The sequence below is a fragment of the Bradyrhizobium sp. genome, assembly GCF_036735945.1.
Classification (GTDB): domain Bacteria; phylum Pseudomonadota; class Alphaproteobacteria; order Rhizobiales; family Xanthobacteraceae; genus Bradyrhizobium.
This window is the reverse complement of sequence record NZ_DAINNI010000139.1, coordinates 1-11518: the sequence shown is the minus strand read 5'-3', so window position 1 is coordinate 11518 and position 11518 is coordinate 1. Positions and strand designations below refer to the sequence as shown.

Genomic DNA, 11518 nt, shown 5'->3' with positions numbered 1-11518 from the left:
TCTCCGGCGGCGAGAACGTCTATTCCGCCGAGGTCGAGAACGCGCTGGCGCAGCACCCGGCCGTGGCGCAATGCGCCGTCATCGGCATCCCGAGCGAGCGCTGGGGCGAGCAGGTCCACGCCGTCGTCGTGCTGAAAGGCGGCGCCAGCGCGACAGCCGAGGAGTTGTTGGAATTCAGCAAGACGTTGATCGCCGGCTACAAATGCCCGCGCAGCGTCGACATTACATCGACGCCGCTGCCGCTTTCCGGCGCTGGCAAGATCCTCAAGCGCGAGCTGCGTCGGCCGTTCTGGGAAAACCAGACACGGCGCGTCAGTTGAGATTCAAGTAGGCGCAGACGCGCTGGTCGCGATCTGCCCGCGGGGTACCTCGGAGCAGCGGCCGGCCTGTTGCACCGCGGCAGGAGTTGCGCCGCAACATTCAAAATGAGACTGCCCGTCAAGCCGTGCATGGCCCCGGCGCGTGCGGTGCGTCCAAGTTCGGTTAGCTTTCGTCCCAAGAACCGTTGGCCTTCCGAACGCCGCATCGCGGCGGTCGCGCGGCCATGCGGTGAAGAGCAGCGAGAAGAAACGCCCCAGGGAGGAGAGCAATGTTGAAAGGCAGTCTAGGACTGATTGCGTTGAGCAGCCTGTTACTTTCGGGCACCGCTTTCGCGCAGGAGAAGATCAAGGTCGGCGTCACCGCGACGCTCGAAGGCACCTACACCGTGCTGGGCGAGGACGGCATCCGCGGCTTCCAGACCGCGCTCAACGTGCTCGGCAAGAAGGTCGGCGACAAGGAACTCGAGTTCGTCATCGCTTCGACCGACGCCACGCCGGATTCCGCGGTCCGCGCCGTGCGCAAGCTGATCGAGCAGGACAAGGTGCAGATCCTGCTCTCGCCGCTGTCCGGCGACGAAGGCATTGCGGTCAAGAATTTCGCAAAAACCCATCCCGAACTGACCTTCATCAACGCTGCTTCCGGTGCCCAGGAAACGACCTTTGTCGATCCCGCTCCGAACTTCTTCCGCTACAACATGGACGGCGCGCAGTGGCAGGTCGGCCTCGGCAAATATGCCTATGACGAAAAGAAGTATCGCAAGATCGCGACCGTCGGCGAGGACTATTCCTTCATCTACACCCAGGTGTTCGGCCTCGTGCTCGAATTCTGCGGCGCCGGCGGACAGGTCACCAACCGGCAATGGGTGCCGCTCGGCACCAAGGATTTTGCCTCGGTCATCGCCGCCCTGCCCGACGATGTCGACGCGATCTATCTCGGCCTCGGCGGCGCCGACGCCGTCAACTTCCTCAACCAGTACCAGCAGGCCGGCGGCAAGGCGCATCTGATGGGCGGCTCGATCATGATCGACCAGACCATCCTGTCGTCCAAGGGCAACGCCAAGAATGCGCTGGTCGGCACGCTCGCCGCGAGCGGCCAGGCCGACACCTGGGAGGATCCGCGCTGGCAGAAATTCGTGAAGGACTATCAGGACGCCTTCCCGCCGAACAAGCGCTTCCCGAGCCCGTCGCTGCTCGCTACCAACTATTACGGATCGACCATGGCGTTGATCCTGGCGCTGCGCCAGGTCAATGGCGATCTCTCCAACAACCAGGCCAAGTACAAGGAAGCGCTCGCCAAGATCGAGCTCGACGCGCCCAACGGCAAGATCAAGCTCGACTCCAACCGCCAGGCGATCGGCACCAATTTCGTCACCGAGGTCGTCGACGACGGCAAGGGCGCGCTGTTCTCGAAGGTCGTGAAGGTGATCCCGAACGTGAACCAGACGCTGGGCTACGACCCCGCGGTGTTCGCCAAGATCGGTCTGCCAAGCCGTACAGTACCGGAATGTAAGAAGTACTGACGTAGTCTCGTTCGCGAGCGATGACTGGCAGGGAGAGGCTGCAAGGAGCGGACATCGTGCGCCCTTGCATTCTCTCCCTGGTTGCTGAACAGTGAAGAAAAAAGACAAGAGCTATTGGGAGGGAAGGCATGAGCCGGGCGCTCGCCGTCTTCCACGGCCGCTTTGGCCGGGCGACGGTCTATCAGTTGAACCGCCCTTTCAACATCCACGCACATCGCGAAGGTCACTTGATCTTCCATGTCGGGGGGCGTTCCGCATGCATCGATGTCAGCAACGGACGCTACGAACTCACCGAAGGTTCCGTCGTCGCGGTCAATCCATGGGAGCCGCATAACTTCCTGCCCACCGATCTCGATGGCGGCGCCGTCTTCTTCGTGCTCTATGTCAATGCGGAGTGGTTCGCGCCCGATGCGCCCGGCGCCGACCGCCTGCGCTTCGGCCGTACCCAGTTGACGCGCTCGGCTGCGCTGGACAGGCATATCAGGCACGCAGCCGCCCTGGTGTGCGGCGCCCCCTCGCTCAATAGCCTTGATGGCGAACTGAGACGGCTGATCGACATCTGCTACGACGAGAGCTGGCAGCAGTCCGAGACCTCGCGAGATCCGCGCGCCAACGGTTCCGTCACCGATTTTCGCGTGCGCAAGTGCATCAAGATGATGTCGGAAAGCCCCGGCGCCGAGATCGAGCTCGACACCATCGCGCGCGAATCCGGCCTGTCGCGGCCGCATTTCTACCGGCTGTTCCGCACCCAGACCGGCGTCACCCCGCACCTCTATCTCAACACGCTGATGATGGAACAGGCGCTGGAAGCGCTGGTGGCGAGCGAGGCGCCCATCGCCGATATCGGCTTCGATCTCGGCTTCTCCTCGCAGAGCGGTTTCACCCGCTTCTTCGCCGCCAATGTCGGCATGGCGCCGACCGATTATCGCCGCGCCGCCAAGGTTTTGCGCGCCTGACGGACGCGCGAAAAGATACTCACGATCAAACGCTTCCCTTGCAGCCCCATTAGGATGAGCGCAACGCGATCCCGCCAAGAGGATCGCGGTCGATAGGGAGCGCACGTTCATGGCAGGGCTTGCGGCCGGTAACGGCCCCCCCTCGCCTCGCTTGTGGGGTGAGGGTTGCAGTGACGTGACGACGGAGCGGCGATCATGACCCGCTTTGTCGAACGCCATCCCGCCTGGGCTCTGGTTGTCATCATTGCGGTCGCTGTGGCGCTGTGGCTGATCTTCGCAGTGTGGCCGCCGGGGCTTGAAGAGGCGTTCGGCCGCAAGCGGGTGTTCCTCAACGCGCTCTTCAACGGCATCACGCTTGGCGGTCTGTATTTCCTCGTCGCCAGCGGCTTTACGCTGATCTTCGGCCTGATGCGCAACGTCAACCTCGCGCACGGCTCGCTCTATCTGTTCGGCGGCTATGTCGGCTACGCCATCAGCGCCTCGACCGGCTCCTGGATCCTTTCATTCATCATCGCCTTCATCCTGACGGCGCTGGTCGGCGTCCTGCTCCAGGTCCTCGTGTTCCGCCGCATGGAGGGCCAGGATCTGCGCCAGACCATGGTGACGCTCGGACTCTCGATCGTGTTCGCCGATCTGATGCTGTGGGCCTGCGGCGGCGATTTCTACCAGATCCAGACCCCGAGCTGGCTGATCGGCCCGATCGAGCTGCCGCTGATCACGGCGGTGAAATCCTCGGGCGAGCCGGTTTACTTGCGCTATCCGCTGGTCCGGCTTGTGATCTTCCTGGCGTCCGTGATCATCGGCATCGCGATGTGGCTAGCGCTGAACCGCACCCGGATCGGCATGATCATCCGCGCCGGCGTCGACGACCGCGACATTCTTGCCGCGACCGGCGTGCGCATCCAGATCGTCTTCGTGCTCGTGTTCGCGCTCGGCGCCGGGCTTGCGGGCATCGCGGGCGTGGTTGGCGGCACGTTCCAGTCCCTTTCCCCCGGCGAGGACATCCGCTTCCTGCTTGCTTCGCTCGTGGTCGTGATCGTCGGCGGCATGGGATCGATCCCCGGTGCGGCGCTCGGCGCGCTGATCATCGGCCTCGCCGAGCAGCTCGGCTCGGTCTACATCCCGACCTACGCCATCGTCGTGACGTTCCTGATCATGGTGCTGGTGCTGGCGCTTCGGCCGCAGGGCCTGCTCGCGAGACGCTGAGATGTCCGTCACCCACGACGCCCGCGTCCAGGTTCACAAGCCCACTTCAACGGCGGAGCGGCCGGCCGTGCGCGGGTGGCCCGACATCAACAATCCCGCGGCCTGGATCGTGGCGGTCATCCTCCTGATCATGCCGCTGATCGCCAACGGCTTCTTCCTGATCGAGATCTTTGCGACGACGCTGATCCTCGGCACCATCGCGCTCAGCCTGATGTTCCTGGCCGGCTATGGCGGCATGGTCAGCCTGATGCAGCTCACCATTGCGGGCTTTGCCGCCTACATGGTCGCGGTGTTCGGCGTCAGCGGCAACGCCAATATCAGCCTGGGCTGGCCGTGGTGGCTGGCGGTGCCGACGGCGCTGATGCTGGCGACGATCTTCGGCACGCTCGGCGGCGCGCTCGCGGTGCGCACCGAGGGCATCTACACCATCATGATCACGCTCGCGATCGGCGCGGCATTCTATTACTTCACCAACCAGAACTGGGCGATCTTCAACGGCCACACCGGCATGAACACCGTCGCCACGCCACATTTCTGGGGCGTCAACTGGCGGGCCGATATCCCCTTCTACTATGTCGTGCTCGCGGTCGCCGCCCTCTGCTACTTCGCGGTCGGGTACATTTCCCGCGCCCCGTTCGGCCTCGCGCTTCAGGGCGTGCGCGACAATCCGCGCCGCATGGCCGCGCTCGGTTTCAACGTCAACGCCCACCGCGTCGCGGCCTATGCGGTGGCGTCCTTCATCGCGGGTCTCGCCGGCGTGCTGCAGGTCTGGAACTACCGCCAGGTCTCGCCGGGCTCGGTCAGCGTCGGAGCCTGCATCGACATCCTCATCATCGCCATCGTCGGCGGCATCACGCGGCCGATCGGTCCCTATATCGGCGCGCTGGTCTTTGTCCTCTTGCGCACCTTCGCGCTCGATTTCCTGGTCAAGATCGGGCTCGACGGCAATCGTTTCCGGCTGCTGATCGGCCTCGGCTTCCTCGCCATCGTGTTCTGGTCGTCGGACGGCGTGATCGGCCTGTGGCAGCGCTGGCGCCAGAGTCAGCGTCGGCAAGCGGACCGCCCGGGCGGAGGGCGCGGCCATGGATAGCGTCGCGCAGCGCCTCTCGGCCGTCGGCGCCGGTGCCGCGCTGGAACTGCGCGGCGTCACCCGGCTGTTCGGCGCGCTCGCGGCGCTGACCGACGTCACCATCACCGTGCGTCCGGGCGAGCGCCGCGCCGTGCTCGGCTCCAACGGCGCCGGCAAGACCACGCTGTTCAACTGCATCACCGGGGATTTCCCGCCCTCCTCCGGCACCATCCGCTTCTTCGGCGAGGACGTCACGCACTTCCCGCCCTATGAGCGCATCCGCCGTGGCCTCAGGCGAACCTATCAGATCTCCGCGCTGTTCCCCGGCCTTACCGTGCAGGACAATGTCTATCTGGCGTGCCGCGGCGTCTCGCGCGGACGGTTTTCATTCCTGCGTCCGGGACAGAACGACGCGCTGATGCACGCGGCCGACAGCCTCGTTCAGGCCGTGCACCTCGCCGCGGTGAAGGACCGGCGGGTCGCCGAGCTCGCGCACGGCCAGCAGCGCCAGCTCGAGATCGCGCTGGCGCTCGCGGGCGCGCCGCGCTTCGTGCTGTTCGATGAGCCGGCCGCGGGCCTTTCGCCGACCGAGCGGGCCGAGCTGGTCGAGATCCTGACCTCGCTGCCGGCGCATATCGGCTACATCATCATCGAGCACGACATGGACGTGGCGTTGCGCGTCGTCGAGAGCGTCACGATGATGCACAATGGCCGTATCTTCAAGGAGGGCCTGCCGCAGGAGATCCAGTCAGATCCCGAGGTGCAGGAGCTTTATCTCGGAGGCGGCCATGAATGAGGCCCGCCGCTCCGCCGCCGCGCTCGAGGTCCGGGGCCTCGATGTCTACTACGGCCATTCGCACGCGCTGCAGGGCGTCGACCTCTCGCTCGCTACAGGCGTGTTCTCCGTCGTCGGCCGCAACGGCATGGGCAAGACGACGCTGTGCAAGGCCATCATGGGCATGGTGCCCGTCAGCGGCGGCTCGATCCGCGTCCGCGGCGAGGACATTACGCGGCGGCAGCCGGCCCATATCGCGCGCCTCGGCGTCGGCTATGTGCCACAGGGCCGGCGGCTCTGGCGCTCGCTCAGCGTAGACGAGCACTTGCGGCTTGCCGGCGGCTTGCGGTCCGGCGCCTGGACGGTCGAACGCATCTACGACACATTCCCGCGGCTCGCCGAACGCAAGGACCACGGCGGCGGCGAGCTTTCCGGCGGCGAGCAACAGATGCTCGCGATCTCACGCGCGCTGATCACCAACCCGCAGCTTCTGATCATGGACGAACCGACCGAGGGGCTCGCACCCGTCATCGTCGCCCAGGTCGAAGAGATGCTGCTGCGGCTCGGCGAGGACGGCGAGATGTCCGTGCTCGTGATCGAGCAGAACATCGGGGTGGCGACCGCGGTCTCGCGCAACGTCGCGATCATGGTCAATGGTCGCATCAATCGCATCATCGACTCGGTACGGCTATCCGCCGACCGCGAACTGCAGCAGCGCCTTCTCGGCGTCGGTCTTCACGCCGAACTCGAACCCGACATCGATGCGCCCGCCACCGGCGGGGAAGCGAGGCCAACCCCGCAGCCCGCGCGCGCCAGCGGACCGATCCGCATTTACATCTCAAATCCCACGCTGCCGACACGCTGGTCCCAGCCGGTCCCCATCGCGCGCATCGAGGCCGCCGCGCGCACGCTCTCGACGCAGGTCGCGCGGCTCGACGAGACGGCGCGGCGCAAGCGCGAACCGGTCACGGCACTGGCCTCCGGGCCGTCGGTGGTCCTGGTCGCCGGCACGCTCGACACCAAGGGCACCGAGCTCCGCTTCGTCCGCGACATCATCGCCGAAAGCGGCCTGCGCACGCGGCTGGTCGACGTCTCCACCAGCGGCAAGCACGCAACCTGCGATGTCTCGGCGCAGGAGATCGCGCTGAACCATGGCCGCGGCGGCTCGGCCGTGTTCGGCCCCGACCGCGGCGCCGCGGTGACGGCGATGGCGGATGCGTTCGCCAACTGGATGCGGCGACAGGGCAATATCGCCGGCGTGATCTCGGCGGGAGGCTCGGGTGCGGCGTCGCTGGTCGCGCCTGCCATGCGCACCCTCCCCGTCGGCGTGCCGAAGCTCATCATCTCCTCGGTCGCTTCCGGCGACGTCGCGTCCTATGTCGGCCCTGCCGACATCACCATGATGTATTCGGTCACGGACGTGCAGGGCCTCAACTCGATCTCGCGCGCGGTGCTGTCGAACGGCGCCAACGCGATCGCCGGCATGGTCAAGGCGCGGCTCGATCAGCGCGAGACAAAAGAGCGAGCCGCGAGCGCCGGACTGCCTGCCGTCGGGATCACCATGTTCGGCGTCACCACGCCCGCGGTGCAGAAGATCGCCGCCGATCTGCGTGATGACTTTGAATGCCTGATCTTCCACGCCACCGGCGTCGGCGGCCGCTCGATGGAGAAGCTCGTCGATTCCGGCCAGATCGCCGGCGTCATCGATCTCACCACGACCGAGATTGGCGACCTCCTGATGGGCGGAGTGTTTCCCGCCACCGACGATCGCTTTGGCGCCGTCATCCGCACCCGCCTGCCCTATATCGGCTCCGTCGGCGCACTCGACATGGTCAATTTCGGCGCGCCCGACACCATCCCTGAGCGCTACCGCAACCGAAAGTTCCATGTTCACAATCCGCAGGTGACGCTGATGCGGACCACCGCGGAAGAAAACGAGCGCATGGGCCGCTGGATCGGCGAGCGGCTCAACCAGATGGACGGGCCGGTGCGCTTCTTCCTGCCGGAAGGTGGCGTCTCCGCGCTCGACGCACGCGGCCAGCCGTTCTGGGATCCCGAGGCCGACGCCGCCCTGTTCCGCGCGCTGGAGCGCACGGTGCGGCAGACCGCCAACCGTCAACTCATCCGCGTCAAGCAAAACATCAACGATCCCGAGTTCGCCTCGACCATCGCGAGCGCGTTCCGAACGCTGTTCGGCCGCGCCGGGGCGCGCCGGAGACTAGCGAGGTGACCGATGGCCCGGTTTGAACGCGCGACACTGCTGAAACGGTTTCGCGAGATGGTGAAGCGCGGCGAGCCGATCGTCGGAGGCGGCGCCGGTACGGGTCTTTCGGCCAAGTGCGAAGAGGCCGGCGGCGTGGATCTCATTGTGATCTACAATTCGGGCCGCTACCGCATGGCCGGCCGCGGCTCGCTCGCGGGGCTCATGCCCTATGGCGACGCAAACGCCATCGTGCTGGAGATGGCCGGCGAAGTGCTGCCCGTCGTCAGCAAGACGCCGGTGCTTGCCGGCGTCAACGGCACCGATCCGTTCCGCGACATGGACGTGTTCCTGGACCAGCTCAAGGCGCTCGGTTTCGCCGGCGTGCAGAATTTTCCGACCGTCGGCCTGATCGACGGCGTCTTCCGCGCCAATCTCGAAGAGACCGGCATGTCCTATGCCCTGGAGATCGACATGATCGCCAAGGCGCGCGAGAAGGACCTGCTGACGACGCCTTACGTCTTCAGCGAGAAGGAAGCCGCCGCCATGGCGATCGCCGGCGCCGACATCATCGTCTGCCATCTCGGGCTCACCACCGGCGGCACCATCGGCGCCCAGACCGCGCCAAAACTGAAGGACTGCCCGGCGCGGATCGACACCTGGGCCTCTGCCGCGCTCAGCGTCAATCCGGACATCTTCGTGCTCGCCCATGGCGGGCCGATCGCGGATCCCGCGGATGCCGATTTCATCATGAAGAACACCCGCTACTGCCACGGCTTCTACGGCGCCTCCTCGATGGAGCGGTTGCCGGTGGAGCGGGCCTTGACGGAACAGGTACGAAAATTCAAGGCGATCGGCGCGCGGTAACGCCGGATAGATTGAGGGAGGAAGACATGTCAGGGATTTTGGTCGGCGAGTTGATCCTCTGGCTGATCGTCGCGATCATCGTGATCGTGGTCGGCGTCTACATCGTCAACTGGCTCTATCACCGCTCCTCCAAGGAGGTGTCGTTCGTGCGGACCGGCTTCCTCGGCGAACGCGTGGTGATCAATGGCGGCGCCTTCGTGCTGCCCTTCATCCACGCCTACACGCCGGTCAACATGAACGTGCTGCCGATGGGCATCGTGCGCTCCAGGCAGGACGCCGTGATCACCCGCGACCGCATGCGCGTCGACATCGAGGCCGATTTCTATGTCCGCGTACAGCCGACCCGCGAGGCCGTCTCGATTGCGGCTGCAACTCTCGGCCGCCGCACCATGGAGCCGGAGCAGCTTCACGCGCTGCTGGCCGGCAAGTTCATCTCCGCGATCCGCTCGGTCGCCTCCGAAATGACCATGGAGGAGATGCACGAGCGGCGCGGCGACTATGTCGCACGCGTCAAGACCAATGCCGCCGAAGCCCTCGCCCAGAACGGCCTCGAGCTGGAATCGGTCGCCATCACCGATCTCGACCAGACCGACCTCGAATTCTTCAATCCCTCGAACCGCTTCGACGCCGAAGGCCTGACCCGGTTGATGGAGGACATCGAGGCCAGGCGCAAGCTGCGCAACGACATCGAGCAGGACTCGATGATCAAGATCCGCACCCGCAATCTGGAGGCCGAGCGTCAGGCGCTTGAAATCGAGCGCGAGAGCGAGACCGCGCGCCTTGAGCAGGAACGCGACATCGAGATGCGCCGGGCGCTGCAGCGCACCGAAGTCGCCCGCGAACGCGCGCTGCGCGAGACCGAGGCCGAGCAGGCCCAGATTTCCGCGCGCGAAGCCATCGAGCGTTCGCGGATCGCCAATGAGCAGGCGATTGCGGAGGCCCGCATCGCCGCCGAGCGCGAGACCCGCCAGAAGGAGATCGAGCGCACCCGCACCATCGAGGAGAAGGAGCTGTTGGCGCGCGAGGAGATCGAGAAGACCCGCATCGCCAACCAGCGCTCGATCGACACGACGCGGATTGCGTCGGAACGCGAGGTCCGCCAGCGCGAGATCGAACGGATGCGCACCGTCGAGGAAGCCGAGATCGCCGCCCGCGAGGCGATCGAAAAGGCCCGGATCCAGCAGGACCGCGTCGTCACCGACGCCCGCATCGCCAACGAGGAAGAGACGCGGCGCCGGGAGATCGAGCGGACCCGCGCGGTGGACGAAGCCGAGATCGCCGCCCGCGAGGCCACCGAAAAGGCCCGCATCGCGCAGACCATGATCGTCAACGTCGAGCGCATCTCTTCCGACGAGCGGACCCGCGCGCTTGAAATCAAGCAGGTCCGTACCATCCAGGAAGCCGAGATCGAGGCGCAGCGCGCCGTCGAGGCCGCCCGCATCGCCCGCGAGCGGACGCTCGCCGCCGAGCGGATCGCCGCCGAACAGAACACCCGCCAACTCGAGATCGAGCGCAATCAGACGCTCGAGGTCGCCGGCATCGCCGCGCGCGAGACCACCGAGGCCTCGCGGATCGCGCAGGAAGAGCGCGTCCGCTCGCTGGAGATCGCCCGCAACCGCGCCGTCGAGGAAGCCGACATCGCCTCCCGCGAGGCGATCGAGGCGGCCCGCATCGCGCAGGAAAAAGCCGTTGCGGCCGAGCGCATCCAGGCCGAACGCGACACGCGGTCGCTCGAAATCGAGCGCACCGGCGTGCTGGAGGCCGCCGAACTGAAGCGCCGCGACGCCATCGAGCGCCAGCGCATCACCGTCGATCTCGCGCTCGAAGCCGAGCGGATCGACTCGTCCAGGAAGCGCGAGGTGCTCAACATCGAGCAGAAGAAGGCGATCGAGATCGCTGATGAGGACCGTGTCATCGCACTCTCCGCCAAGAAGTCCGAACGGATCGATGCCGACCGCCAGGTCCGGCAGGCCGAGATCGTCGCCCGCAAGGAGGTTGAGACCACGGACGTTTCACGCGAGCAGGCACTCGAAGCCGCCCGCCTCGGGCGCCGCCGCTCGATCGAGCAGCTCGAGGTGGCCCGCGTCCAGTCGCTGCAGGAGGCCGAGATTGCCTCCCGCGAGGAAGTCGAGCGCGCGCGCATTGCCTCCGATCGCGGTCTCGATGAGGCCCGCGTCGGTCGCGAGCGCGAGCTGCGCAAGCTCGAGGTCAACCGCGAGAAGGAGGTCGAGACGGTCCTGATGGAGAAGGCGATCGCCATTCACCAGAAGTCGCTCGAAGAGTCCGCCGCGCGCGCCGCGGCCGAAGAGGCCCGCGTGCGCGCCACCGAAGCCGCCGAGCGCGTCGTCACCGCGCGCGAGAGCGAGATCGCAAAGCGCCGCAAGACGGTCGAGGTGCTGCTCGCCGAGAAGCAGGCCGAGGAGACCCGGATCGCGGCGGAAGCGGAGCGCGTGCGTGCCACCGTCGAGGCCGAGGCGCAGCGAATGCTCAACGAGGCCGAGAACGTACTCACCGACCAGGCGCGCTACTCGCTGTTCCGCAGAAAGCTGCTCGACCGCATCGAGGGCATCGTGCGCGAGAGCGTCAAGCCGATGGAGAAGATCGA

General features: G+C 66.2%; 9 protein-coding genes. All 9 read left to right on the top strand.

The window, feature by feature from the left end; translation table 11 throughout:
* Positions 1-320: AMP-binding enzyme (locus tag V7E26_RS26160; RefSeq protein WP_442893484.1), on the top strand; the 320-nt coding region annotated here is incomplete at its 5' end.
* A 269-nt stretch (positions 321-589) separates the two neighbouring features.
* Positions 590-1840 carry an ABC transporter substrate-binding protein gene (locus tag V7E26_RS26155; protein WP_324421867.1) on the top strand — a complete coding sequence of 417 codons (1251 nt, stop codon included), beginning with the start codon at positions 590-592 and terminating at the stop codon, positions 1838-1840.
* Positions 1841-1968: 128 nt separating this feature from the next.
* Complete coding sequence (locus V7E26_RS26150; protein ID WP_324421865.1) at positions 1969-2796, top strand: AraC family transcriptional regulator; 828 nt, start codon at positions 1969-1971, stop codon at positions 2794-2796.
* A gap of 195 nt (positions 2797-2991) precedes the next feature.
* Complete coding sequence (locus V7E26_RS26145) at positions 2992-4002, top strand: branched-chain amino acid ABC transporter permease (protein WP_324421863.1); 1011 nt, start codon at positions 2992-2994, stop codon at positions 4000-4002.
* Between the two features lies 1 nt (position 4003).
* Positions 4004-5092, top strand: a complete 1089-nt coding sequence (locus V7E26_RS26140) for a branched-chain amino acid ABC transporter permease (RefSeq protein WP_324421861.1) — start codon at positions 4004-4006, stop codon at positions 5090-5092.
* Entirely contained in the window at positions 5085-5867 is a 783-nt protein-coding gene (locus tag V7E26_RS26135) for an ABC transporter ATP-binding protein (RefSeq protein ID WP_324421859.1), read from the top strand. The genes V7E26_RS26140 and V7E26_RS26135 overlap by 8 nt, the downstream gene beginning before the upstream one ends.
* Positions 5860-8076 (top strand): ABC transporter permease, encoded by a 2217-nt coding sequence (locus V7E26_RS26130; RefSeq protein ID WP_324421856.1) that lies wholly within the window; start codon positions 5860-5862, stop codon positions 8074-8076. Before V7E26_RS26135 ends, V7E26_RS26130 begins: the two co-directional genes overlap by 8 nt.
* A gap of 3 nt (positions 8077-8079) precedes the next feature.
* A complete protein-coding gene (locus V7E26_RS26125; protein ID WP_324421854.1) occupies positions 8080-8913 on the top strand; it encodes a phosphoenolpyruvate hydrolase family protein in 834 nt (277 codons plus the stop codon).
* Positions 8914-8939: 26 nt separating this feature from the next.
* Positions 8940-11518 (top strand): flotillin family protein (locus V7E26_RS26120; RefSeq protein ID WP_324421852.1); only part of this gene is annotated, 2579 nt, incomplete at its 3' end.

Bases quoted from the DNA above. Each gene is read 5' to 3' on its own strand.
- V7E26_RS26155 (WP_324421867.1), top strand. From the start codon at position 590: ATGTTGAAAGGCAGTCTAGGACTGATTGCGTTGAGCAGCCTGTTACTT.
- V7E26_RS26150 (WP_324421865.1), top strand. From the start codon at position 1,969: ATGAGCCGGGCGCTCGCCGTCTTCCACGGCCGCTTTGGCCGGGCGACG.
- V7E26_RS26145 (WP_324421863.1), top strand. From the start codon at position 2,992: ATGACCCGCTTTGTCGAACGCCATCCCGCCTGGGCTCTGGTTGTCATC.
- V7E26_RS26140 (WP_324421861.1), top strand. From the start codon at position 4,004: ATGTCCGTCACCCACGACGCCCGCGTCCAGGTTCACAAGCCCACTTCA.
- V7E26_RS26135 (WP_324421859.1), top strand. From the start codon at position 5,085: ATGGATAGCGTCGCGCAGCGCCTCTCGGCCGTCGGCGCCGGTGCCGCG.
- V7E26_RS26130 (WP_324421856.1), top strand. From the start codon at position 5,860: ATGAATGAGGCCCGCCGCTCCGCCGCCGCGCTCGAGGTCCGGGGCCTC.
- V7E26_RS26125 (WP_324421854.1), top strand. From the start codon at position 8,080: ATGGCCCGGTTTGAACGCGCGACACTGCTGAAACGGTTTCGCGAGATG.